Origin of the sequence: Nostoc sp. (assembly GCF_036917435.1) — a bacterium.
Lineage (GTDB): Bacteria > Cyanobacteriota > Cyanobacteriia > Cyanobacteriales > Nostocaceae > Nostoc.
This window is the reverse complement of the sequence record NZ_JBALDM010000033.1, coordinates 261,949-287,192: the sequence shown is the minus strand read 5'-3', so window position 1 is coordinate 287,192 and position 25,244 is coordinate 261,949. Positions and strand designations below refer to the sequence as shown.

Below are 25,244 nucleotides of genomic sequence, written 5' to 3'. Positions count from 1 at the left end.
TTATGACTTCTAGTTTTCCAGAGCGCAGTTTAACTCGCGCTCCTATGTCTCAAAGGACACTATTTAACACTGTAATGACCGTAATTGCATTTATCTGTGGAGTATTGGCACTTGTGCCTTTGCTAGCAGTGCTTTCTTACGTCATTATTCAGGGCTTTAGCAGTTTGAATCCCAGCATCTTCTTTGAACTACCACCCAAAGCTCTACAAAAGGGGGGAGGCTTTGGTAACGCAATTTTGGGCACACTACTAATGGTAGGAATTGCCGCCCTGATTAGTATCCCGTTTGGTATTTTAGCGGCGATTTATATTACAGAATTTAGCTCGGCTCAAGTAGCAAGATGGGTACGTTTTGCAGCTAACGTCCTGAGTGGAGTCCCCTCAATTATTGCCGGGGTATTTGCCTATGGCATTGTGGTTTTGACACTAGTCAAGTTAAACTTAGGATCGTATTCTGCTCTAGGTGGAGGCTTTGCACTGGCAATTTTGATGTTGCCCATTATTGTCCGAACCACTGATGAAGCCTTGCAGTTAGTATCGCAAGATTTGCGACAAGCATCTGTAGGGTTAGGAGCAACTAACTTTCAAACAGTAAGCCAAGTAGTTTTGCCAGCAGCTTTACCAGCAATTGTAACTGGAGCAACGCTAGCGATCGCCAGAGCATCTGGAGAAACCGCACCTTTACTATTTACTGCCCTGTTTTCCAATTTTTGGCCCGATAGCTTATTTCAACCAACAGCTTCACTTGCGGTTTTGGTTTACAAATATGCTATTTCTCCCTTTAAAAATTGGCAATCACTAGCCTGGGCAGCATCTTTGATATTAGTATTGATGGTTCTAATCACAAGTATCATTGCTCGGTGGGCAACTCGCCAAAAAGCTTAATCAAAATAGATAGCGGATTTGTATCGCTAAAACTAATACTGCACTTAATTTATGGCTACCAATACTAGCACAGTGAATGATACTCAAACCGTTTTACGCACCGAGAACCTCAACGTTTACTACGGCAAATTTCTAGCCTTACAGAATATTTGGCTAGATATACCAAAAAATCAGGTGACAGCCTTTATCGGCCCTTCTGGTTGTGGTAAAAGTACGTTGTTACGATGCTATAACCGCCTCAATGACTTGATCGAGTCATTTCGGGCAGAAGGTAAAATACTTTTTTACGATAAAAACTTGTATGCATCCGACATCGATCCTGTAGAAGTGCGTCGGAGAATTGGGATGGTGTTTCAAAGACCAAACCCGTTTCCCAAATCAATTTATGACAATATTGCTTTTGGAGCCAAAATTAACGGCTACAAAGGTAATATGGATGAATTAGTTGAACGGAGTTTGCGGCAAGCGGCTTTGTGGGACGAAGTAAAAGATAAGCTGCGACAAAGCGGTTCATCTTTATCGGGTGGACAACAACAAAGATTATGTATTGCTCGTGCGATCGCAGTCCAACCTGAAATTATATTAATGGATGAACCTTGCTCCGCTCTCGACCCTATTTCCACATTGCGGGTTGAAGAACTAATTCACCAACTTAAAGAGCAATATACCATTGTTATCGTTACCCATAATATGCAGCAAGCAGCGCGGGTTTCTGACAAGACAGCCTTTTTTAATGTCAAAACCACAGAAACTGGAGGTCGTAACGGCTACATGGTAGAGTATGACGCAACAGAATTAATTTTCAACAATCCTCAGCAGCAAGATACCAAAGATTACGTTAGTGGCAGATTTGGATAAGTAGATAAATATTACACACTCTTGATGTTAGAGCCATGAGGGATACTCGGAAGTTAAAGCTGTACGATATTCCTCTACTTTTTTATTTGTTTGCCAAGTTTAGCGATCGCCTAATTATTGCTGTTTCTTAGTTAACAAAAGCAATAGTTAAGCTTTTTAACATAAGAGTTACGTTAACTTAGTACAATACTACACTCAATACAAAATAATAATTTTATAGCCCACTACCTAAACAGTCGGTGCATCAACATCGTGCTGCACTGGTTTATGTAAGGTTTTTTCAAGCGGGTGGCGGGAATCGAACCCGCATTAATAGCTTGGAAGGCTATAGTTTTACCACTAAACTACACCCGCAAATTTCCAACTTATTAAATATAGCATGGCTTTTGAAAAAATTCAAGTATTTAGTTAGAATTAGCAGGCTGGATTTTGATTCGTACATACAAATTGCTCAAATCTGGTTTTGTACCATCGTTGCTGTGAGCAGCAAGAAAGTTTTCTGTTTTGAAAACATTATTGAGAACTCGTTCGTATGTGCTTTTTTCACTTTGTAGTGTTGCCGGTTCTATCTCTAGAACTACAGCCTGTTGAAACTTGCCATTGCGATCGATTATTAAACTAACAAGCATCTGTGCAGGCTTAACTTCGGAATCGCGGGGGAGAAAACTTGAGTCTAATTGTTTTGCCTTGCTTCCCGTGTATAAAGCGATAACGTCGGGTAGAGCATCTTGTCGAAATCCTTTTGTTTGTATAAAGTTAATTATTTCATCTCTACGCAAAGGAGCTACTATTGCTATCGATGCTCCCCCATTAGGACTTGGTGGAGTTTCCCTGGTAGGAGTTGCTGGAGTTTCCCTAGTAGGAGTTAGTGGACTTTCCCTATTAGGAGTTAGTGGAGTTTCTCTAGTAGGAGTTGCTGGAGTTTCCCTAGTAGGAGTTAGTGGAGTTTCCCTAGTCGAAATTGGTGGGATTTTTCTGTTTTCAGCTTCCGAAACTGGTGGAGTTGATGGCATACCTGCTGGTAGTGCCGTTCCCTTTCCCAGTTTGATTTCTTGACGGCGGTTCCAAGGTAGATTGCCGACTGGAACCGTAGGTGTTGGTGTAACTGTCGGTTTTGGTGTGGCGATCGCTTTCGGCGTAACTGTTGGTTTTGGTGTGGCTGTTGCTTTCGGCGTAGATGCAGAAACTCTCTGTTGTCTATTAGGTTGAGAGGCGTAAATTCGACTCTTTTGCTGGAGATTATCAGCAGAATTTATTTCCCCAAAATCTTGATTTTGTGGCGATCGGGCTGGTACAGACTTTTCAGTTGCGGATGCTGGCTTTGACGAAACTCTTTTGGCTGTTGATTTTGTTTCAGGAGCAATGTCTATCAATTCAATAGGAACAGCAGATTGATTTTGCTGAGGAAACCACAGACTAAATGCATTAGATGAGCGTATCAGCCAGAACGCCAGTAAGTGCAGAGAGACTGAACCTATAACGACAGAAATCCACAAAGCTGGTGGATCGGTGTGTCGCCTCCAGACTTTGGTTGGAATTGGAGTTTTATCTGCAACAGATGGTGTCATATTATATAAACTGGATATGATTAGGCACTCTTACTCATTGCTAATGCTTTAAAATACCAGTCTAAATTTTAGCGATTAACCATTACCTCTGGTGTAACAGAAAAGGTCAAAACTGTTTCATCTACTCCTTTAAGTTCTAGCGGACTACCTTTAGTAATTTCTTCTTCTTGCAAATAATCTGCCACGGCAGCAGAAACCAAGATAGTACCGGGAACAGCAGCAGCTTGCAACCTTGCAGCAATATTCACACTTGGGCCAATGGCGGTATAGTCTGCACGTTCAGCGCTACCAAACATCCCCACAACAGCAGTACCTTGGTGAATACCGCACCGAAACTGGACGCTAGTGAGTCTGTCGCCATCAAATACACCTTGGTTTTGCCAGCGCTGATTCAAGTCAGCCAGCGAACGGTGCATTGCTCTTGCTGTATTAATGGCACGACGCACCTGTTCGTTGGGGCTTAGTTCTTCCGGCGCTCCATATAAAGCTAAGATCGCATCTCCCATAAATTTATCTACAGTGCCGCCATTGCCAAATACAACCTTGGTCATAGCTTCTAAATATTCATTTAGCAATTCTGCGACTCGCCGGGATCTAAGAGTATTTGATAGCTGTGTAAAACCCACGATATCACTAAACAAAACTGTAATTAAGCGTGGTTCTGGACGCAAATCTAACGTTAAATCACCAGTTGCGGCTTTTTGCACTAATACAGCTGGTAAAAAGCGCTTTAACACTGATTCTGTTAGATAAGTATTTAACTCCACTATTCGCCGTTCATTTTCCTTCAATGCCAAAAGATTCCGAACTTCCGCCAAAAGTTCCCGATCGTTGAATGGTTTTGCTAAATAAGCATCCGCCCCATGTTCTGTACCTTCAATGCGGGTTTCTTCGTCAACTTTCGCAGTCAGCAAAATGATCGGTGTTCCTTTCAACTTATCCTCTTTACGGACCAGCTGAATCATCTCCAGTCCACTCACCAAGGGCATCATTAAGTCAGTCACAATCAAGCTGGGCATAATCTCCTTAGCTGTATTATGCCCTTCATAACCATTACGAGCCGTTTTTACCTGATAACCGTTACGGCGGAAAATCTCAGATACATAAGTTCGCAAATCCGGGTTGTCATCTACAACTAAAATTAAGTGTTGAGTCTTAAGTGTTGAGTCTTGAGTATCAATATTAGGGGAGGAATTTATTGTAATATCTTCAATATTGTCTGTTGTTGACTCTATCAGTTCTAAATCAGCTAATTCTACGCTAGCGCGGCTCGTGTTCACTTCGGCAGGTGTTTCTACTACTTGTGGTGTCGGTAGATGAGCATTTCCAGTCAGAAGCCATAAACTAAAGGTAGTGCCTTGACCGTAAACTGATTCTACAGTTACTTGACCACCATGTAATTCTACCAATTCTTTAACTAAAGCTAAACCCAAACCACTGCCTTCATAGGAACGGTTTGCTGAACCTTCAGCTTGGCGGAAGCGCTCAAATAGGTAGGGAATTTGTTCTTGAACAATGCCGATTCCTGTATCTTGTACTTGCAATATGCAACGATCGCGCTCAGATTTTAGTCTGACACTGATTGTCCCGCCTTCGGGGGTAAACTTCATGGCATTTGACAGTAGGTTGTAAACCACCTTGTCGAATTTTTCCATGTCCAAGTACACCGGAGAACATTCATCTAACTGAGTGGCGAGATGTAGTTTCTTTTTCTCACAGTACGGACGAAAAGATTCCACAATTTGGCTGACAAATTCGACTAAATCACAAGGATGGAAGCTAGGCTGCATTCTCCCCGCATTCAGGCGTTGTAAATCCAGGAGTTGATTTACCAGTCGCAGCAGGCGGCGGGAGTTACGCAGGGCGATCGCACTTTGGGAGTAAGATAATCCTTCACCAGCCGCCACTGCTGACTCTAAAGGCCCTTGAATCAAGGTGATGGGTGTGCGAAACTCATGGGAAATATTTTGGAAAAATTCGGTTTTTTGTTTGTCTAATTCTAGTAAGCGTTCAGCTTGTTGGCGAGTCTTTTGATATAAGTGTGACTGCTGGACTGCGATCGCTGCTTGGGCTGCTACTGCTTTCGCCAAATCAATATCAGATGGCAGCCATTGGCGTACTTTTTTACCTTCATGTAACGTAATACTACCGATACATTTACCATCAGCCAATAATGGCACAAACATTAGCGATCGCGCTGGCATCTTTAATGACAAATTAAAACCCTGCAAATCTGAGGGAGCATGGCTCACATTCCCAATTACCACAGGTTCATGTGTCTGTAGCATTTGTTGGAGGATGGGATTCTCCTGTATAGACGCTTGAGAATAGGGTAATCTTGGAGTTGTTAAGTGATGATTGTTACTTGAGTGATTATCCGGGACTGGCGATCGTAAATTTTCCAAATGTTGAAAACTGTCATACAAAGCCACACACTCGACAAACTCATCTTCTTCTGTCCACAAAGACAGAACGCAGCCATCTACCTGTAAGGCTTGTCCCAGTTGTTGAGTAATAGCCGCAAAAATATCTTGGGGGTCTAAACTAGAGCGAATCGCGCTAGTAATGGTATTAATTAAACTCTCTCGCTTCGCAAGGGCCCGTACTTGTTCGTAGGCATAAGCTTGAGACAAAGCTAAGGCTGCCTGATCCGCTACCATCAACACTAGCTGCACCTCATCCTCTCCCCAGAAGCGGGGTACGGAACATTGGTGTAGTGCCAGCACTGCCATCAGTTCTTGTTGGCAGATCAATGGCACAACTAAACTAGAACAAATGTCAGCAGCAACAAAAGCTTCCCCACGTTGGCGCAGTTCGGGAGTATTACCGTGAATGCGTTCATCATCGGTTACATCGTGAATCACCTGGACTTCGCGGGTTTCCCACACCGTCTGAGCCAAAACAGTCAGAGGGGTAGAGGGGGAGAGGGACACAGCAGAAGAATTATTTGCCCGAACCTCTACTGGTGTATATTCATCCGCTTTTTGAGAAAGAGCTTTCTGATAAATGAATCCTTTATCCGTCAATTGCTCATCTTGGAAGGGACGCAACAGACAGACATCAACCTCCAACATGTGTCCAACTGTATCTACAATTGCCTGCAAAATTTGTCTGTAGTCTAAAGCACTGCGAATCGTATTGGTGACGGTATTCAGCAGCGACTCTTGTCGGAGTGTGCGGGTAAGTTCGCGGGTACGGGCTTTAAGGACATTGTGAGTATCCAAAGCTTGGCGTACCACAGCTTTAAGTTCCTCAGCTTCCCACGGTTTAGTAACATACTTAAAAACCTTACCAGCGTTGATTGCTTCCACCAAATCTTCGACATCGGTGTAGCCAGTTAAAATAATCCTGATAATATCTGGATATTGAGTTGCTGTCAGGCTCAAAAATTCTGTACCGCTCATCATCGGCATTCGCTGATCGGAGATGATCACCGCGACTTCTCCCTCTTGAGCCAGTAAATCAAGGGCCGCAGGGCCAGAGGTTGCCCTTAGCACTTTGTAGTCGCGATAGAAAGTGCGGTAAAGCAAGTCAAGATTGTCTGGCTCATCGTCGACAACCAAAATTTTCGGCTTACTGTTTGCTTGGGATTTCATGCACCGCTTTCCTGCTGCAACGGCAGTCGGATAAAGAATAATCTGATCAGGGAAGGATTTTTCTGAGCCAGGTAAGAGCAGAGCATTTCAACCAATAGGGCTGCTTGGCTACATGACTGCTGAGTGTAGGAGCGTTTACTCACAGTAATTTGTCTCAAGGGCTTATGCCCATTACCGTTTGATTTAGTGCAGTGTAATTGCTTTCATGGTCAGTTTTAGGGTTATAGAGTCGATACTTGCTAACCAAATCTTCTTTCACCTCCTCTGAGCAACGTCTAATACTACATACAGCACTCATAGTTAGCTGAAAAATCCAGATGAAGCTGCATATTAAGTTTTCCCTTTGCAGCAGTTGTACTAACACTTGCAGGTAAATTTTATTTATGGTAGTCATGGTAGAGTCAGCAAAATTAAAAATAAGATTTAAAGCCAAAGTATACTATTAGACAAATACCTCTTTCTAATTTAGCAATCATAACTATCATTAAGACAAGTGGCATTCATTAAGAAGTTAGGAAGAGGAATCTGCAAGATTCCTGCCTAGCACCTGTAGAGCCTGTTTCTATGACCTAGCAGCAAACTCTTGTTAGTGTAGCGTCAATTGCATAAACAAGTTCAACACTATAACCAAAGGTGGTTTGCAACCAGAGTTTGTCAGTAGTATATTTACTTAACAATTTTCTAAGTAATGCTTATGGACAGGTTATGCTATCTATCTACCCATTAACCTAAATCTGTACAACTTTACAGATGTTTTTGTGGTAAACACACTGATATTCTCTTATATCAAGTAAGGGATGCATCTGAACCTACTTAACTTGAGATTGTAGCTTTATGAACCTGTAACTTCTAAGACTCTTTCAAAAAGATCGGCTATAAAGTCCCAAACTAAAGAGTAAAACTTTGTATGCTGTATTAAGCAAAAGCGAATTAGCAATCTTAGGTCAGTTTATCTCCTGGGCAGATATAAAGTTTTTATTCAGTTTAAATGGTGTTTGAGGATATTTGAGAAAATTTTCGTTGAATAAAATCAATACTAAACTAGCCTTGAAATATCGGTTTTTTCATCCATACCAGCAACAGCCAACCGATCCAGCTTGCTGCGAATTTCAAATTCGTACAGCTACACCTGCTGATTTGATTGGTGTTTCCCAAATTATTGCTGAAAGCTTTCACTCTCAAAAAGGTATGTGGGGATGGGCTTTTCCATTGCTACGTCTAGGGATTTACGAAGACTTAAGGCATCGGATGGCATCACCCCCACCTCGTCATGTTTGTTTAGTCGCCTTTGAAGCTACTAGTGGTGCTAATAATTTAGTAGGAAGTGTGGAAATGGGTGTACGTTACAGTGATTCGTGGAGTCAGGCTGGCATGGGTTTTCTTTACTTATCTAATTTAGCGGTTCACCCAAAATACCGTAGACATGGGGTAGCTTCAGGGTTACTGACTAGCTGTGAAAAAGTTTCTCGAGAGTGGGAATTTCAAGACTTATATCTTCACGTTTTGGAAAATAATCATCAGGCAAGACAACTTTATTTTAAGGCGGGATATCGGGTGCATAAAGTTGAATCGAATTTGAATACATTTTTACTAGGACGCTCAAGCCAGATGTTATTGCACAAGCATCTTAGTGCTGATTCTACTGGCTGCTAGCTGAATGGTTGTAAATTTTTATATTGTATTAGCTTGGAGAAAATCTCTCATAAATATCAGTAATCAAAGCACAACCTAACCTAACTAAAAACTCAGGTATTATTGGCTCAATGTCTCGCTATATATAGCTTTAGATCCAATTTTAAGGATGCTCTTTAGGCTTATAATGGATAATTAGAATATTAATATATAGGATTACTATTTTATTTTTCAACGAAATTAGGTATTGTAGAGTGTGTTAGAACGGAGTTCGTAACGCACTATTCTCAAGGGTTTGATGCGTTACGCTGTCGCTAACACATCCTACGAATATTTTCAGAAATCAAACCGGATTCCTAATATGATAAAAAATAACCTTAAAAGACTTTACTAAGTTATTAAGTGTTACATTTTGTCTTTTTTAACTTGTCATTAAACAACAACTATTCTATAGTAATTTATTTGATATAGATAAATGAATTACAATAGAATATAGGTGTAAATTTCCTACTAAAAGAAAAAATCCCTCATAACAACTTTGTAATTAAGATATTAATCTTTATAAAAGCTTTAATAAAACGCTCTCTTAATTTAGGGACAAAGCTGGTTATATTTCATAAAATATAAGCACTCAATTACTAAACAGTGCGTATTTATAACTATCTTAGTTAAATTGACTAAAAAACTCTTGGTAATAAAAAATTCAAAGACTTAGTTTGACGTAAAATTTAATTCCGTTTTGAAGTGCATACTACTACCAAATTCGTTGAAAGTTTAAAAAACATGGATAGCGAACAGCATCAACGCTATCAAAACTCTATGATATCAACTTATTACCCGAAAACTAGTTTCCTTGACTCTGTTCTCATGCCAGATGGAACTGAGCAGTCGCAAGGCTCGGATATCCTTACACGTTTACACAGTGGAGAGGTTTTCATCGTCAATAGTCGTAGACGAAATGGACTAATCCTCTTTAAACGCTACCATGCAGAGTTTGCTGGGCCTGGGGCTGCTGTGGGTGGGGATTACGATTGTGATTGCCAAAGGGCACTGCCCATAGGTAATCTGTCTTTATTAACTCCCGAATCGAATGAAGAACGCCAGAAGGCTTACTTGATTAGACGGCAGTGGATTCGGTTAATTAAACAAATTACAGAAAACCCAGTCCCTGGGCAGCGAGTTCAGAAAATTCTCGATCAATTTGAACAATACTTTCCACCAGAAATAGTGGCTCTTTTGCCGGATGTTGCTTTTGCTCTTTTGGTAGGTGTGCTGCCACAAACAGTAGGAGTAGTACGTCGTTTGGGCAGTGAGATGGACAGCCGATTTAATTATTGAGTGAATTGCTAAAATTCCAAATCTGCTAAAACTGCTTGGACTCTATTAACTGTGCGGGTGTTTTCTTCTGTTGTCCCGATAGTAATTCGTAATCCTCCACTAATGTGTCGCACAAGAGTGCCGAGTTTCCTCAGTTTCTGATGGAAAGTTTTTAGTACAGTATCTTGTGAAGTTAAGCCATTTGGCTGAAGGCGTAGGTAAATAAAGTTAGCAGCGCTTGCGGTAATTTGTAATTCTGGTTGCTGAGATAAAATTTCGATGAGTTTGGCTCGTTCACTCAAGGTTTGGGGAATTGACTCCAGCAAGAGTGTGCGGTTTTGTAAAGCAATTAATGCTGCTGCTATGGAAAAGCTGGGGAGATTGTAAGGTAGGCGAACTTTTTCTAAAATGGCGATCGCTTCGGGATGAGCGATACAATAACCAACCCGGAGAGATGCTAATCGGAAAGCTTTAGAAAAAGTGCGTAATATTAACCAGTTTGGGCGCTGTGATAACTCACCGACTAGGGTTGTTTGGCTGAATTCAAAATAAGCTTCATCAATTACTACCAAAATATGCTCTGGCAAGCTTCTTAACCACGCCAATTCTGCGGCAGTTAAGCTATTTGCAGTGGGCGAATTAGGATGCACTACAAAAACTACGCGAATGGGGGGATTTTGAGTTTGTGCGATCGCAGACTGTGCGGCTTGTAAGTCAATTTCAAAATTTGTTTCATTTCTTCCCACCGTCACTACAGAAATTCCCAAAGTTTGGGCTAAAATCCCGTACATAGAGAAAGTAGGAGTGGCAACTAAAACAGAACCTTCTCCTCCTAGACAGGTGGCGATTAATAAAGAGCGGATTATTTCATCAGAACCATTTCCCACAGAAATATTCGCAGCAGTATTGGATAGCGGGAGGGCGGCTGATTCATTGACGTATTCTGCGATCGCATCCTTAAGTGTTTTATGCCCGCCATCAGGATAACGATTTGTTTCAATTACTTGTTGATACGTCCACGCTAGCTTTTCTTTTAACTCAGGTGGTAAATCATAAGGGCTTTCATTTGTATCCAGCCGATCGAACTGTGTGGGGACAGAATTGGCTGTATCACTGCTGGGGTGGGGTTTATACGCGGTAACTTGGGCTAAATCTGACCGGATGAAGGGAAGCATAATTTTAGTCATTTGTCATTTGTAATTTGTCATTTGTAATTGAATAAAACAAATGATTAAGGACATTAGTTATATGAGAGTTTAATATTTTACAACTTCAAGGTAAATGGCAAAAGAGGTGAATTGCTTGCCAAATTTCTTTCATAACATCACCCAAGGCGTGATCGCTGTCCAGTTCAATTAACTCTACCCAAGAACGGCAACGCGAAAAGTCACGACTAGCTTCGATGGGAATAACTTCATCCTTTTTTCCATGCAAAATTAGGGTGGGGATAGGACGCTGCAAAAGCTTTTCTTGGTATTGGGCAGCATCTGTAACAAAATCGTAACTTAAAGAAATTGATCGCTTTTCCCCATAGTGATAGACCATGATAGATTTTTGTTGCTGCCAACGCTGTACTTGTTCATCGCCTAGCTTGGGCAACCAATGGGATAAAAACCCAAAAGCTGGAGCTAGCAGCACAAGACGTTGTATTTGTAAATATTGCTGTCCCAAGTGGGCGGCGGTTAAACCACCTAAACTTGAGCCAATTAGCGTTACTGGTGTAGAATTGTTACTGAATTCTGCGGCAACTTGAGTGATTTGACGAGTGATTGTCAATTGCGAAAAATCGCCAGCATTCAAATCGGGAATTTTTAGCTTTGTGTGAATTTGGGTAAAGCGATCGCCTATATCCCGCACTTTGGCAGAATTAGGACTAGAACCAAAACCGTGAAGATATATATATTGCAAAGCTGTATATGCTTAGGAACAAGAATTAAATAACATACAGTTTATGTCCCTAGCTTACCTCACCCTCAATCCCTCTTCTTTATAAGGAGAGGGAAGCTAGATACAGGATGAAGTCTTGTCCTTGATTTAACGAGTTCGGCGGAATTCCCCATCCGTCTGCACGGTGGGGATGGATAGCCGGACGACGACGAAACCAACTCCGACCGACATCAATCGTCAGATTGATTGGGGGGTGGGTTGATTGAGAAGTCGTCAATCTTGGCGCTAGGCAGCCTGTCGATCCAATCCTCAACCAACTGCGTAACTGTTTTTTCTTTGCTTTGTGCGTAAGCCTTAAGCTTGTCATTTCGTTTTTGCGATAATCTAACTCTAATAGATCTTTCTTTCATAATGTATCGCTATGATGGATACATCTATGGTATTATAAAAATGGTTGCTAACCCACCCGACCGTATTGAACAGACAGGCTAACATCAAAGTAGTAGTAAGATACAAGACGTGCGATAAATCGGTAGATCGGGGAAAGAACACTGTTAGCTGGTTGACTATTGTCGTGAATCCAAGCGGTGTTGTGCAAAACAAAAATCAAACTCCCTGTGGTAGGCGGGGGGCTGCCTGTGGAACGGCACTTGCTTCAACGGGGGGAACCCCCGCAACGCAGTGCCTCCGCTTTGTAAGACCATCATCGGGTTTAGTCCCGAACTCTTAGAAATAAGAATTCCTAACGTGGCATCGGCGGAAGATACGGGAAACTCCGTAGACGAATAAGACCGTCCCTGAGTTGAGTTGATGTGTTGGAAGCCCCAACCTCAGCGAAGCAGGTTGGAGTACTTCACTCTGCGTTCATTACGAGTTAGGAGAGACGCGATTAATCGCGTCTGTTAAGAATTTTAAGTTTTAGGTGATAAGTTTCTTTCTTCAACTCATAACTCTTAACTCCTAACTCTTGTTTTGTTACCGCATTGTGACAAATTCTTCGGCTGCGGAAGGATGGATACCAACGGTAGCATCAAAGTCTTTTTTAGTTGCGCCCATCTTCACAGCGATCGCCACACCTTGGATGATCTCGGCGGCATTTTCACCCACCATGTGAGCGCCTAGTACTTTGTCAGTGTTGCTATCAACAACCAACTTCATCATTGTCTTATCTTCCTTACCAGTCAAACTGTGGTACATGGCACGAAAGCGAGTGCGATAAATTGTTACCGCATCACCCAGTTTTTCCCGTGCTTCGGCTTCTGTTAAGCCTACTGTTGCGGCTTCTGGGGTAGAAAATATGGCTGTGGGAACAGTTTGGTGACTGAATTCGCGGCGATTATTGCCAAACTCACTATCTGCAAAAGCTCGTCCTTCGCCAATAGCGACGGGAGTTAAATTGATTCGGTCTGTGACATCGCCAACGGCAAAGATATTTGGTTGATTAGTTTGACTATATTCATTGACTGCGATGGCATTTGTGTTAAGGTATCCAGGCCCTTCAATAGAACTAGAGACAACATCAACCCCAGCTTTTTCTAAACTTAGTCCATCTACATTGGGAGTTCGACCAGTCGCTACTAAAAACACGTCGGCAATTACTGGTTCTTGGTTTTCCCCTGATAAAGTTAGTTTAAACCCTTCTGGCACACGTTCAATTGCTTCTACCACATTATTCTTAATCATCCGAATTCCGTGGTTAGTCATCCCCTCTTCAATTTCTGTGCGAATGTCTTCATCAAACCCCTTCAAAATCTTTTCACCTCTGGTAATTTGTGTCACCTCAGAACCCAAACCGCGCATAATACAGGCAAATTCCGTGCCGATATAACCAGCGCCGAGAATGACGATGTGTTTTGGTTGTTCTTTTAGATGAAAGATTTCGTTGGAGGTAATGCCATATTCCATACCTGGTAAATCTGGTTTGATGGGACGACCACCAACAGCAATTAAAATTTTATCTGCTGTCACTTTGCGTCCATCAACTTCTACGGTGTGGGAATCTAGCAATGTGGCGCGACCAGAAATTAGTTCCACTCCGGCTTTTTCTAAAAAGCTGATGTGTAGTTGCGACAGTCGCCGAACTTCCTTATCTATAGATGTAATGAAATATTCCCAGTCCAACTCAGCCTTACCGACTTTCCAGCCATAGCCTGAAGCTTCACTGAATAGTGCGGGAAAGTGAGAGCCATAGACCATAAGTTTTTTGGGAATGCAACCGCGAATCACACAAGTGCCACCAACTAAATCATATTCAGCGATCGCCACTTTTGCCCCATAGCTAGCCGCCCGTTTGGAAGCCGCTAAACCTCCAGAACCCGCACCAATCACAAACAGATCATAATCAAAAGTCATAAATTTATGTTCTCTCTAGCAAAAAGTTAGTTCCTGGGAACTCATACAACAGAATGTCATTGGACTATATAAGGATATCCGGTGAACCCTATGTAAGTCTTGTCCTTGATTTAATCTAGCGTTAGCAGATGTTCTCTGGTCGTAGAAAATATCACTTTTTGCTTTGGTTGCTGTAGAGGCGGTAGTTAACAGTTGTTATAGTTCTACCTCTGGAGGCGGTTATAAATTTATGCTCCTGCTACGTTGGAAAAATGAAATTTACAAAATATTACTAAAGTCTGGAAGTCTTCGCAGGCTCAGTTTGTCCCCAGTCCAGTAGGATTTCTATTTGGAGTTCCTAAATGATCACCAGGGGTCGGTTGTCTAGGATTTCTATTTGGAGTTCCTAAATGATCGCCAGGGGTTGGTTGTCTAGGATTTCTATTTGGAATTCCTGAATGATCGCCAGGGGTTGGCTGTGTAGGATGTGTAATTGGAGTTCCTGAATGATCGCCAGGGGTTGGCTGTGTAGGATGTGTAATTGGAGTTCCTGAATCACCACCAGGGGTTGGCTGTGTAGGATGTGTAATTGGAGTTCCTGAATCACCACCAGGGGTTGGCTGTGTAGGATGTGTAATTGGAGTTCCTGAATCACCACCAGGAGTTGGTTGTGTAGGATTTGTAGTTGGAGTTCCTAAATCACCACCAGGGGTTGGCTGTGTAGGATTTGTAGTTGGAGTTCCTAAATCAACGCCAGGGGTTGGCTGTGTAGGATTTGTAGTTGGAGTTCCTAAATCAACGCCAGGGGTTGGCTGAACCGAGGGATTTTGAAGTGTTGTTGGGATTTTACTAGAATCAACACCAACGTTATTATTTTGAGTATTTACATTGTTATTATTACCATTTATCACGGATCGCTGCTTAGTATTTGACAGGAGTTGCCCTATGTCTTCAAAGGAATTTAATGGAGAATTATCTGTAATGGCATCTACTGGGGAATTGCCTGTGATAATGTCGTTGCTGGAAGAAGCTGAAGAACTAGTAGTTAACTCTGTAAAAGATGGGTTTTCAACTACTCCCTCGCCAATTATGGGCGACTGTGCTTTCAAAGCCGCAGCAGTTTCAGCTTGAACGCTTGCGATCGCTGGATCTGCTGTAGGCGTAAGATTTTCTCTAGTTAAATCAAGCCCCCGAACCATATCGCTCGTTTTATAAAAATTTCTCAGATCAAAATCGTATAAGCCCTGAAATTTGCCTTTCACTATAAGCATCATTTGCCCTGCTTGCAGCACTTGACTTTGAGAGGCATCCTGATTAAAAACTTCAATGCCGCTATTTGTCAGCGCCCCCACAATTGTGGTGTCAGTTTCTTTGTTGTAACGTACAAATAATGCCGAACCACGAATTGCTGCTGCTGCACTTGGTGTTTGTATACGTGTTTGCCCCCTTCCGGGTGGGATAAGCAGCAATGCTGTTCCGTTTGACAGTCTAAAACTACGAGTTTTTGGTAAAAATTGAAATATAGCCTGTTCCCCAACTCGTGCCAAAGAGCCGTCGTTAAAGCGCAACTCTGCTAGGGAAGCTCGACCAGTTGACAACCCATCACCAGGAGTCATCGCATCTGATTTGCGTGCAGGACGCTTCTTATATCTATCTTTCGGTACCAGTTGTACTATGTTGCGGATGTTTTGAATCTCTGCTCGCATTAGAGGAGTTATGGCACTTACCCTATTTGGCAAAGGCAATACTATAACTCCCCATAAACTAATCACTAATAATGGAAATGATTTATAAAACATAGTTGGATAATTTGTGAACTTCAACTATTACCAAAGAACTTGAGTATTTAAGTTATGCTAATTTTTATAGAAAACTTTTCTTAGGTAAACCTTTTATGTATTTAATTTAAATTAAATACTTGAAGAAGAATTCAGAAGTCAGAATTCAGGAGTCAGAATAAATCAGTCGGGGATTCAGACCCGCGACTGATTTTGAGCTACTGAACGGTAGTTCAGTAGGGGTTTTAAACCCAATTATTCATCCACCAGTCGTACAGAATTCATTCTGAATTCTGACTCCTGAATTCTGTTCGATAAAAGCTAATGAATAAACTTTATTTTATATGTTTAGCTTATTTAGTTTTTTCCTTCTGGAACATTTTAATCAGAATCAGCTACAGCATCATCAATGATAGGGGAAAAAAGTTTTTATGAATCTATCAATGAAATGGCTTACTGGCTGTATTTCATTAAATTAGAGCATAAATTGTATCGGAAGATCCTAGATTATTTTGGAAAAACTGGGAGAAAATCCGAGAAACAGCAATTTTAGTTTGTAGTTTTAGTATATACCTACAAAGCTAGAATAAATGCATTCAATTGTATATTCTAAGTCTAAAATCCCGATATAGCTTGTAGGTCTATATTTGCCAAACGCGCTCGATGCGATCTAAGTACATGCGACTCAAGAACTGGAAAAATTTATGTTTTTGTATTTTGTTAACGTCCAATGGTGGAAGTTGGTGTTGCATTAGAGTAGATGCAGCAGAATCTGTAAATACAGAAATTTGGCATTATAAAAATTTAGCAAGCACACAGGTAACTTATCAACTGTGTCAAAAGTTGCAGCAAGAGGTAACAAATTCTTTGTGTAAGCAGTCCAGTGAGTCGCATCTTTTATACTTCCAAATGCCGTTAAATCTGGCACAGCAAACACCCGAAACAACTCAATCTCAAAAATACCCAACCGAAGAACTTGGGCATACTCAAAAGCAAAATGACCCGCCACAGGTAGAATCGCAACCAACTGTTTTGCCTACATCTCCTTCAGATTCAAAAGAGGAATTATTAAATCCACCTGATATAAATTATTCCCAAAGGCTAGAGAGGCTAACACAACTGCTGCGATCGCCAAAATCGCCACCTGAGTCTAATGGCGATCGCGAATTAGGATTGCGTGTGCGGTTACGGCCCCTAGAAAAACTTCCTCTTCCACCGACAGAACAACCGGTAGCTAAGTCAAAACCCATAGGCTATCTACAAGCCCGTATTGGTTACTTCCAAACGACCAATATTTTTTCCTCAGATGATAGTCCCATAGAAGATGGTTTAATTATTTCTGGACTGACGCTAGCCTCTGCATATTTCCCTTTGGGATCTAAGACTTATTTAAACGGCTCAATTGATGGCAATCTCATTCGCTATATAAATCAGTCACAATACCATTACAACCAGGTAAAATTTAATCTCAGTATTTACCACCAGCTATCCCAGCGAATGTATGGAGAACTTAGTTGGAGTAATCAACAGTTATTTTATGCCAGCAACAGCGATCGCCTGGATAGCTTCAAAGCAGGCGATCGCTTTTTAAATGAAAATTCCCTACAGCTATCTTTAGGACGGCGAGATCCTTTAACTTCAAAATTAACGTTAGATAGCTTCTACGAACTGAGTGTAAATTTTGCTGACCCCCAAAATCGCGATCGGATAATTAATTCCTTTTGGTTGTCTCTAAATTACTACTTGCAAAAGCCTCTCCAGGTTGGTATTAACTACCAGATGAACTTATCGGACTTTACACAGCGTCATCGAGAAGACGAATTTCATCGGCTGTTCGGGCACTTAAATTACCGCATATCCGATACTATTAATATGAATGTACAGGCTGGGGTAAGTTTAGGTAATTCAACCGTCGAAAACATTGATTTTGATGGCTGGTTCTTCAGTATTAATTACAATTTACAATTAGGTCGGTTTTGAAATTTGTGATTTGTCATAATATATATAAAAAATATCCCCTACCTCAGATTCTAAAAGCAGGGGTTTTGTTAAAACTACTTAACCGAAACAGCATCAACATCAATAGTGCTTGCAGTGGTAGTAGAAGTCTCAGTAGTATTAGCTGCTTCAGTTTCAGTCCCTACATCACCCTTACGAGCTTTCCAGCCTTCAATTACTAGCCCAGACACCTCACTAACCAGCAGAGTCAAAAGGAAAACATCATCAACCTGTCCGATTATGGGGAAAACGTCAGGAAGAAAATCAAATGGGCTGACCAAATAGACTAATGTTCCTAAAACTACCCACCAACGGTACTTAGGGTTACGAAGCAAATTGCCATACCAGGTGTAAAGTGATTGGATTGAAAATTTCATATTTTGAACCTCCAGTTATCTTTAATTTTGACAAATTATCTTAAAAACTTCCGGTGGGAATAACCGTCCTAGTTAGTCTGGTAGACGCTACTCCTAATTTCTTACCAAATACCTGCTTTGTAATTTTGTACAAGAGTTTGGTATTGCAAGGGTTTTATAGTGCTTACACCCGCTTTTTAGGTTTTCGAGAAATTTATATTTTGGAAGTCCCTCATTTTGCATTAATCTCTAGAATTAAAATGCTTTAGCACATTTGCTCTAGTCGTGGAGGGAGGAAACTTAAACAGTGGATATTTTAGATTTGTTTTATAAGGGCGGGCCAGCGATGTGGCCTTTGCTTATTCTGTCGGTTTTATCTTTGAGTGTCATTTTTGAGCGTCTGTGGTTCTGGGTGCGAATTTTGACTCAGGAAAAGCAAATAGTAAATCGCATTCTGGATGCAGCCCAGGATAATTGGCAAGTAGCTGCGGATATTGCAAAAGAAGCAAGCCATCAACCTGTCGGGCGTTTTCTCTACGCACCCTTACGTTTCCCAAAAACTGATGCGGAAACCTTTCGACTAGCACTTGAGGCTACAGCCGAAGATGAATTGGCTGGAATGCGGCGAGGTGAAAAGCTTTTAGAAGCCGTAATTGCCTTAGCGCCACTGCTGGGATTGTTGGGCACGGTTTTGGGTTTAATCAGAGCTTTGCGAGCAATTCGGATTGGCGATTTAGGAACTGAATCGACAGCTGGGGTAACTACTGGTATTGGTGAATCCCTAATAGCTACGGCAACGGGGCTAATAGTTGCCATCATTAGTTTGGTATTTTATCGCCTATTTCAAAGTTTTGTAGTCAACCAAGTCAAAGTTTTTCGGAAGGCAGGGAATGAAATGGAATTGCTCTACCGCCAGTCCCCCCCTGATTTTAGTAATATTACACCAGCAATTGTGCGGGAAAATTTAACTCCACCCCGCAAGCCAGGAAAAACTAGGTTGCCTGAACCTCCTGAACCCCCGAATCTTTCTAATTAGGCTATAACTCAACCCCCGAATCAGGCGTTTAAATTGAAAAAATGAAAGTTAATCTACATACCCCAATTGAAGAAGTCCAAATTCAAATCATCCCTTTAATTGATGTCGTTTTTTGTATCCTGACATTTTTTTTGTTAGCGGCATTACAATTTACGCGGCAACAAGCAATAAATGTTGATTTGCCCAAAGCCAGCGCCAGTTCAGTATCTGGAATAACATCCCAGAGTGGAAGTTTGATTGTAACTATCGATGCCGTTGGTAACACTTACATAGAAAAACAGGCTGTAAAACGGGACGATTTGGAAGCGAGGTTAAAACAGTATCTGCAAGCAAACCCCAGTGCTGTTGTGGTGCTGAATGCTTCGCGGACAGCAACTTACAATGATGTGATTGAGACATTGGATTTGCTACGGCAAGTAGGAGGCGATCGCGTTTCTTTAGGAATTATTCCTGGCCCATCTCAACCACTCACTAACTCACTCAACCAGCCTAATATCCCATCTTTCCCAATCAATCCTGGTACAGCAACAATTCCAGGCATCAATCCTGAAGGGAATATTACCCCTAAATTTCCCTTAGCACCTAATTCCGTACCGTTACCTGGCGTAAGTCAGCCTCCAAGCGGGCAAGGCATTAGTCCTATCAATCCTGGTATTTCTAACCCACCAGCATCCCAAGCGCCTTTAGCACCGAAACAAACCCAACCTCCTCTTAAAAGATGAAATAGCAAGTATGGGGATTGGTCATGGGGCATGGGGCATTGGGCATTGGGGAGAATTCAAGTTACCTTTTTCCCCTCTACTCCCTGCCCCCTGCTCCCCTGAAGGTTTTTCTCAATCCTAAAGATATCTAAAACAAAATTCGGTTAGCAATCAAATTTCTGCTAACTTACAAATAATTGGTTGAGCTTTAAAGATTTTTCCACCGATAAACTGAAGTAATTTATCACCAATTGCCATTCACGTTTCAAGGGTTGTGGCATGAATATCGTTACGCTTTTAATTGTTTGGGTAGTAACAGCTATCAGCCTGTTGATAATTAGCAAATTACCTTTAGGAGTTGAAATTGATACTCCTGGCAAAGCCTTTCTTTCTGCCGCAGTGCTTGGTATTGTGACGGCAATAGTCAGACCGATTTTAAGCCTCATTTTTGCAGTCCCAAATTTACTTACACTAGACTTACTATCCGGCATTTTTACATTTATGATTGCCGTGGTTTGTTTTAGTATTGCTGCTTGGTTAGTAGAGGGCTTTCGCTTACGTTACGGGATTTGGAGTGCTGTTATTGGAGCATTTACGCTGACTATCATTAACAGCTTAATCTACAAATTATTGGGCGTTTAAAATCAATAGTGAGGAGTTAGGAATTAGGAGTTATTAACAACTCATCACTCCTAACTCCTGTGGAGACGTGATTAATCGCGTCTCTACTTCTAACTATTCGTTGGAACTTGGGGGAGCAACGGGTGTGGTTGATTGTTGTTTACGTTGTTCGCGTTTTTTGCGATCGGCTGAGAGCATATCTGCCATTACCACTAACGCTTGCGCCATCTTATCTAGGTTAGAACGGTATAATTCCAAATCCTTGTTGAGTTTGTCATCAGATATATGCAAGCCAGCAGCGATCGCTTTTAGCGCCTCAGTGAGTTGCTTTTGATCTTTGACTAATTCAGGATCTGACTGTTCTAATAACGAAAATAAACCAATTGCGAACAAACGGTTGTATTTAAAGTTAGGATTGTTGGCGATCGCTTGCAGTTGTGCTTGCAAGTCAGCATCTCGATCTAAGTAGGTAGTTTGGTCTAGCCACCCAATTAAATCTTTAACTGGCAAACCTTTAGCTACAGCTTGCAATCTTTCAGCATCCTGCCGATAGTGTTGCGGATCTTTTTCTATAGCCCGACAGAGGGCATTAAAAATTGATTCTTGATCCCTTTCTGGTTGATAGCCTTCCATGAAGCGGTCAAAAGTAGTGACGACACCCAAGGCATAAATTGGATTGTAGCTAAAATCGATATTTACTGACAGCAGATGCATTTCTACCATCAATTCTTCTACCACCCGACGATAAATAGTGTTAATCGGACGGGTGTGAAGATTGTAAAAAGTTCTTTTTGTATCAGAGACAGTACGGACGTTATTCACAAAGAAAATGTTAAGGGCGACGTATCTTTATTTTCACGCTTAAAGGCTACTTTGCCAAGTTGAGCTTTTGGCTAGCGACGGTTTCATTTACAATATAAACAAATCAAAAGTATTTTATAAGCTAGTCACCATAGGAGATTAAGACCCTTTCCTCTAAAAAACTAGCCAAAAATATTTATCCTTAATGATTTATTTATCGCATTTATGAATTTCTCGCCACAGTTAATTGCTTTAGGTGAGTACCTTGCTGGTGAATTTGATAATCAGGAACAAGCTATAGGCGAACCTGTTTGGTATGTCCATCTCCGAATGTGGCAAAGACCAATTAATCTTTTCACAGAAGATAGCATCACCCTGTTCGCCGAACAAGCTAACGCGATCAACCTAGATAAACCTTACCGCCAGCGAATTATGCGGTTGCGTCAGGGCAGCAATAACACATCGCTGGAAGTACAATACTATATGCCTCAAGATCCAGATGCATTAAGAGGCGCAGGCAATAACCCTGCTCTACTGAACACACTGACACTCGAACAATTAGATTTACTACCAGGTTGTATCCTAACAGTAACTCAGGAAACACTAGCTGGCGATCGCTATAAGTTTACCGCCACCCCACCACCAGAGACTCGTTGCAGCTTTACTTATCTTGGTAATAGTATCTATGTTTCCTTGGGGTTTGAAACCACTGGGGCAGAATTTCACAGCTACGACAAAGGAATCGATCCAGCAACTGGAAAGGCAACTTGGGGAGCGATTATGGGCCCTTATCGCTACACCAAGCGGAATCAGTATCAAATAAGATAAATTTATGTATTATAAGTTACAAGTTATGAAGTTTCAATCAACTCCTGTAGAGACGCGATTAATCGCGTCTCTACTCCTAACTCCTAACCCTTTTTTAGCTAGCGATGCTACGAGGTACACCTTCTAAAGCTTCCTCTTCTGTTTCAAAGATTTCAAAGACAGTATCCATCATCGTCACTTCAAACACGAGTTTGGCTTCTGGATGTACATTGCAAATGCGGAAACTACCCTTGACTTTATCAGCATCACGCATTCCAGCTACCAAAGACGTAAGACCAGAACTATCAATAAAATTTACCTGAGCCAAATTTACAACTACATGGCGGCTGAGTTTGGAAATACACTCTTGTAACTTCAGGCGAAATTGCCAAGCAGTGGTAATGTCTAGGCGACCGGCTGGTGTCAGGACAATAACGGTGTTTCCGTCTTGCGTTGTATAAGTTTTTTGGTCTATATGAATCACTAAAGCCCTCCCCTTGGCATTTATCTTAAGATTAGCTAGTTACAGAATTGTCTAATGCTGCCACTTGAGATTAACAAGCTATAGCTAAAATTGTCACCTTTTTCTGCTAAGTGCTTAACTTTAGTAGTTTAACTCACCAAATCAGTACTGAGTAGTAATTTTTAATAGCATGGGGCATGGGGCATGGGGCATGGGGCATGGGGCATGGGGCATGGGGCATGGGGAGTGGGGAAATGAGAGAGGTGGGGTAGATAACAAAGTGAGGGATAAAGAATTAATAACCAATGCCCAATGCCCAATGCCCAATGCCCAATGCCCAATTAAGCTGGTGTCCAGTTGATCCAATCTTGAGGCTTAAGGAAGGTTTCATACAACTCGGCTTCGGGGGAATTGGGTTCTGGTTGATAGCCGTATTCCCAGCGCACCAAGGGGGGTAGGGACATTAGAATTGATTCGGTGCGCCCGTTGGTTTGTAGACCAAAAATGGTGCCTCGGTCGTAAACTAAATTAAATTCTACATACCGTCCCCGGCGATAGAGTTGAAAATTTCGTTGGCGATCGCCATACTCTATCCCATGTCGCCGTTCTACAATTGGTACGTAGGCTGGTAAAAATGATCTGCCGCAGTCTTGGACAAAGGCAAACAAATCTTCCCAATTACGGGTTGCTGGTATTCCTAACTGGTTGCTATGAATAGCCGCTTCCCCATTGGGATTTGGCCCGCGATATAAAGCACCTTGACCATCTTGGTAATCAAAAAACAGACCACCTACGCCCCGTGTCTCATCACGATGTTTGAGGTAAAAATATTCATCACACCAGTGCTTAAACACCGGGTAATAGTCTGGGTGGTGTTTGTCACAAACTTGTTTTAATGTTTTGTGTAAATGTGCCGCATCTTCAGCAAAGGGGTAATAAGGCGTTAAGTCAATACCACCACCAAACCACCACACTGGCCCCGCTTCAAAGTAGCGATAATTTAGATGAATTGTAGGCACATAGGGATTGTGAGGATGTAATACCATTGAAGTACCCGTAGCATAAAAGCCATGACCTGCGGCTTCAGGGCGTTGGGTTAAAATTGAGGCTGGTAAATGGGAACCCCAAACTTCAGAAAAATTTACACCTGCTTGTTCAAATATTGCACCATCTCGCAGCACGCGCGATCGCCCTCCTCCTCCTTCAGGGCGTTCCCAACTATCTTCATTAAACTTAGCCACACCATCTAGTTTTGCCAATGATTCGGTAATTTCGTCTTGCAGTTGTTTCATAAACTGGCTGACTCTAATCTGAGCGTCAGGTGCTGGCAAAGACTTGGATGATTCTGCTACTACAGTTGGCGTTTGCGAGTTGGTCAACATAGATTCCCAAACCTAAATTACAATTTATTTCCAGAAAGCCACAAATTTCTTATCTTAAAATTTGGGGGAAACACGCGCCAACAATCAAGCTCTATTTGCCCAACCCGTTTTTTATTACTGGTTAAGCATTTATCCGATTGATAGGCATCACTAGAGTTATTTTCCCTCAAATGCGTATAGGCTTGTATATTGACTGAGCTTTTTTTGTTAATTTTTACTATTTCGCTCATTTGGTATTCCAGTAACTGAGCGTAGTTGCACAGAATACCAGAGTTACCAGAAAGTGTCTAGAGAGGGGGAGGATTAGGAAAATGCAAGATTGGTTATCCAAATTCATCCACCGCAAACGTCGTCGGTTTTGCGCTTCTCTGGTGCGGACGTATCGAGAGATTAGCTCTGCTTCTGTAGATGAATTGTGGCAAAAAGTCGCTGACTTGACAGATGTTTCCTGGCATCCATCACTTAAGAGTACTAATGTACCCTACGGATTAGTACCCAAACCAGGATTGATTTTTCACGCAGTAACACGCTTTTCGCCGATTCCCATCCGTATTTTTGTGGAGCGCGTCAATCCTAGAGAAATGCTGACTATCCGAGTGCTAGCGATTCCGGGCATAGAGGAACGAGTTACTTATCAAGTAGAGTCAACGGTTTGTGGTACTTGTTTGTCTTATTCTGTAACCCTACGGGGTTGGTTCTCGCCTTTGATTTGGTCTTTATCCCGTCCTTATGCAGATCGCGTAGCACGGTCTTTAGTAGAAGCAGCAGAAAAAACGGCATTACGAACGGTATCTGGTAAGAAAAAATCCATTAATGACAGTTGTTTTGATTTTTAGGGAATTGGGAATGGGGAATGGGAATTGGGAAAAACAAATAATACCCAATACTTTTCTACGAGATCCTGTCCCTTAAGCGAAGCTATGCCGCAGGCTTTAGGGACTTCCAAATAAAAAAATATCCAACTATTTATTGTGGGGTGGGCATCTTGCCCGCCCAGTAACCAAAGGCGGGCAAGATGCCCACCCCACAAGATTGGATAATTTATTTATTGGAAGTCCCTCACGGCAACGCTCAGTACAAGTACTCAATGCCCAATTCCTAATCCCCAATGCCCAAAGAAAGTTAAGATCCTATTAGGTAATAATGCTATTTGCTAAGTTTTATTACGGCAGTGACAGTGATAACACTAAGCTGACCTTACTTAAGAAAGCATCCAGTTAATAGCTAA

General features: G+C 41.7%; 24 protein-coding genes and 1 tRNA gene. 11 read left to right on the top strand and 14 right to left on the bottom strand.

Annotation, left to right across the window (positions count from 1 at the left end; genetic code table 11):
- Window positions 1–2 precede the first annotated feature (2 nt).
- Both pstA and pstB read left to right on the top strand, forming a co-directional pair.
- Complete coding sequence (gene pstA, locus V7K98_RS15805) at window positions 3–884, top strand: phosphate ABC transporter permease PstA (protein ID WP_335023336.1); 882 nt, start codon at window positions 3–5, stop codon at window positions 882–884.
- 51 nt (window positions 885–935) lie between these two features.
- Complete coding sequence (gene pstB, locus V7K98_RS15800; protein WP_335023333.1) at window positions 936–1,742, top strand: phosphate ABC transporter ATP-binding protein PstB; 807 nt, start codon at window positions 936–938, stop codon at window positions 1,740–1,742.
- A 283-nt stretch (window positions 1,743–2,025) separates the two neighbouring features.
- Here the strand turns inward: pstB and V7K98_RS15795 are convergent.
- From V7K98_RS15795 to V7K98_RS15780, 4 genes are all read right to left on the bottom strand, one after another.
- Window positions 2,026–2,096 (bottom strand) — tRNA-Gly (locus tag V7K98_RS15795).
- Between the two features lie 50 nt (window positions 2,097–2,146).
- Entirely contained in the window at window positions 2,147–3,310 is a 1,164-nt protein-coding gene (locus V7K98_RS15790) for a hypothetical protein (protein ID WP_335023331.1), read from the bottom strand.
- A gap of 68 nt (window positions 3,311–3,378) precedes the next feature.
- On the bottom strand, window positions 3,379–6,906 hold the full coding sequence (locus tag V7K98_RS15785; RefSeq protein WP_335023329.1) for a response regulator: 3,528 nt from the start codon (window positions 6,904–6,906) through the stop codon (window positions 3,379–3,381).
- A gap of 154 nt (window positions 6,907–7,060) precedes the next feature.
- The gene (locus V7K98_RS15780; protein ID WP_335023327.1) at window positions 7,061–7,300 is read right to left on the bottom strand and encodes a hypothetical protein; all 240 of its coding nucleotides are present in this window, start codon (window positions 7,298–7,300) and stop codon (window positions 7,061–7,063) included.
- Window positions 7,301–7,926: 626 nt separating this feature from the next.
- On the opposite strand from V7K98_RS15780, the gene V7K98_RS15775 reads away from it, so the two are divergent.
- Both V7K98_RS15775 and V7K98_RS15770 read left to right on the top strand, forming a co-directional pair.
- The gene (locus tag V7K98_RS15775) at window positions 7,927–8,559 is read left to right on the top strand and encodes a GNAT family N-acetyltransferase (RefSeq protein WP_335023325.1); all 633 of its coding nucleotides are present in this window, start codon (window positions 7,927–7,929) and stop codon (window positions 8,557–8,559) included.
- 762 nt (window positions 8,560–9,321) lie between these two features.
- On the top strand, window positions 9,322–9,876 hold the full coding sequence (locus V7K98_RS15770; RefSeq protein WP_335023323.1) for a hypothetical protein: 555 nt from the start codon (window positions 9,322–9,324) through the stop codon (window positions 9,874–9,876).
- A gap of 8 nt (window positions 9,877–9,884) precedes the next feature.
- Here the strand turns inward: V7K98_RS15770 and V7K98_RS15765 are convergent, their stop codons facing one another.
- The 5 genes from V7K98_RS15765 to V7K98_RS15745 all read right to left on the bottom strand — a co-directional run bounded on the left by V7K98_RS15765 (window position 9,885) and on the right by V7K98_RS15745 (window position 15,872).
- Entirely contained in the window at window positions 9,885–11,030 is a 1,146-nt protein-coding gene (locus V7K98_RS15765) for a histidinol-phosphate transaminase (RefSeq protein WP_335023447.1), read from the bottom strand.
- A 97-nt stretch (window positions 11,031–11,127) separates the two neighbouring features.
- Window positions 11,128–11,763, bottom strand: a complete 636-nt coding sequence (locus V7K98_RS15760) for a YqiA/YcfP family alpha/beta fold hydrolase (protein ID WP_335023321.1) — start codon at window positions 11,761–11,763, stop codon at window positions 11,128–11,130.
- A 79-nt stretch (window positions 11,764–11,842) separates the two neighbouring features.
- A complete protein-coding gene (locus V7K98_RS15755) occupies window positions 11,843–12,109 on the bottom strand; it encodes a hypothetical protein (protein WP_335023319.1) in 267 nt (88 codons plus the stop codon).
- Between the two features lie 608 nt (window positions 12,110–12,717).
- Window positions 12,718–14,094, bottom strand: coding sequence for a glutathione-disulfide reductase (gene gor, locus V7K98_RS15750; protein ID WP_335023317.1), 1,377 nt, complete (start codon window positions 14,092–14,094; stop codon window positions 12,718–12,720).
- Between the two features lie 296 nt (window positions 14,095–14,390).
- Window positions 14,391–15,872, bottom strand: a complete 1,482-nt coding sequence (locus V7K98_RS15745) for a FecR domain-containing protein (RefSeq protein ID WP_335023315.1) — start codon at window positions 15,870–15,872, stop codon at window positions 14,391–14,393.
- Window positions 15,873–16,529: 657 nt separating this feature from the next.
- Between V7K98_RS15745 and V7K98_RS15740 the strand changes: the two genes are divergently transcribed.
- The gene (locus V7K98_RS15740; RefSeq protein WP_335023313.1) at window positions 16,530–17,831 is read left to right on the top strand and encodes a hypothetical protein; all 1,302 of its coding nucleotides are present in this window, start codon (window positions 16,530–16,532) and stop codon (window positions 17,829–17,831) included.
- Between the two features lie 74 nt (window positions 17,832–17,905).
- Here V7K98_RS15740 and V7K98_RS15735 read toward each other — a convergent pair whose 3' ends face one another.
- Window positions 17,906–18,226: a YkvA family protein gene (locus V7K98_RS15735; RefSeq protein ID WP_335023311.1), complete on the bottom strand. Its 321-nt coding sequence runs from the start codon at window positions 18,224–18,226 to the stop codon at window positions 17,906–17,908.
- Window positions 18,227–18,512: 286 nt separating this feature from the next.
- On the opposite strand from V7K98_RS15735, the gene V7K98_RS15730 reads away from it, so the two are divergent.
- The 3 genes from V7K98_RS15730 to V7K98_RS15720 all read left to right on the top strand — a co-directional run bounded on the left by V7K98_RS15730 (window position 18,513) and on the right by V7K98_RS15720 (window position 20,584).
- Window positions 18,513–19,241: a MotA/TolQ/ExbB proton channel family protein gene (locus V7K98_RS15730; RefSeq protein ID WP_335023309.1), complete on the top strand. Its 729-nt coding sequence runs from the start codon at window positions 18,513–18,515 to the stop codon at window positions 19,239–19,241.
- Between the two features lie 41 nt (window positions 19,242–19,282).
- Window positions 19,283–19,963, top strand: a complete 681-nt coding sequence (locus V7K98_RS15725; protein WP_335023307.1) for an ExbD/TolR family protein — start codon at window positions 19,283–19,285, stop codon at window positions 19,961–19,963.
- Window positions 19,964–20,221: 258 nt separating this feature from the next.
- Window positions 20,222–20,584: a phage holin family protein gene (locus V7K98_RS15720; RefSeq protein WP_265275079.1), complete on the top strand. Its 363-nt coding sequence runs from the start codon at window positions 20,222–20,224 to the stop codon at window positions 20,582–20,584.
- A gap of 93 nt (window positions 20,585–20,677) precedes the next feature.
- On the opposite strand, the gene psb29 is transcribed toward V7K98_RS15720, so the two are convergent.
- On the bottom strand, window positions 20,678–21,385 hold the full coding sequence (gene psb29, locus V7K98_RS15715) for a photosystem II biogenesis protein Psp29 (protein ID WP_335023305.1): 708 nt from the start codon (window positions 21,383–21,385) through the stop codon (window positions 20,678–20,680).
- A 204-nt stretch (window positions 21,386–21,589) separates the two neighbouring features.
- On the opposite strand from psb29, the gene V7K98_RS15710 reads away from it, so the two are divergent.
- On the top strand, window positions 21,590–22,192 hold the full coding sequence (locus V7K98_RS15710; RefSeq protein WP_335023303.1) for a chromophore lyase CpcT/CpeT: 603 nt from the start codon (window positions 21,590–21,592) through the stop codon (window positions 22,190–22,192).
- Window positions 22,193–22,286: 94 nt separating this feature from the next.
- Here the strand turns inward: V7K98_RS15710 and V7K98_RS15705 are convergent, their stop codons facing one another.
- Complete coding sequence (locus V7K98_RS15705) at window positions 22,287–22,655, bottom strand: STAS domain-containing protein (protein ID WP_012411454.1); 369 nt, start codon at window positions 22,653–22,655, stop codon at window positions 22,287–22,289.
- A gap of 190 nt (window positions 22,656–22,845) precedes the next feature.
- Between V7K98_RS15705 and V7K98_RS15700 the strand changes: the two genes are divergently transcribed.
- Window positions 22,846–22,995, top strand: a complete 150-nt coding sequence (locus V7K98_RS15700; protein WP_335023301.1) for a hypothetical protein — start codon at window positions 22,846–22,848, stop codon at window positions 22,993–22,995.
- On the opposite strand, the gene hemF is transcribed toward V7K98_RS15700, so the two are convergent.
- Both hemF and V7K98_RS15690 read right to left on the bottom strand, forming a co-directional pair.
- Window positions 22,976–24,016: an oxygen-dependent coproporphyrinogen oxidase gene (hemF, locus tag V7K98_RS15695; RefSeq protein ID WP_335023299.1), complete on the bottom strand. Its 1,041-nt coding sequence runs from the start codon at window positions 24,014–24,016 to the stop codon at window positions 22,976–22,978. The genes V7K98_RS15700 and hemF overlap by 20 nt on opposite strands.
- Window positions 24,017–24,033: 17 nt before the next feature.
- On the bottom strand, window positions 24,034–24,246 hold the full coding sequence (locus V7K98_RS15690) for a hypothetical protein (protein ID WP_335023297.1): 213 nt from the start codon (window positions 24,244–24,246) through the stop codon (window positions 24,034–24,036).
- An 81-nt stretch (window positions 24,247–24,327) separates the two neighbouring features.
- Between V7K98_RS15690 and V7K98_RS15685 the strand changes: the two genes are divergently transcribed.
- Window positions 24,328–24,852 carry an SRPBCC family protein gene (locus V7K98_RS15685; protein WP_335023295.1) on the top strand — a complete coding sequence of 175 codons (525 nt, stop codon included), beginning with the start codon at window positions 24,328–24,330 and terminating at the stop codon, window positions 24,850–24,852.
- Window positions 24,853–25,244: the final 392 nt, after the last annotated feature.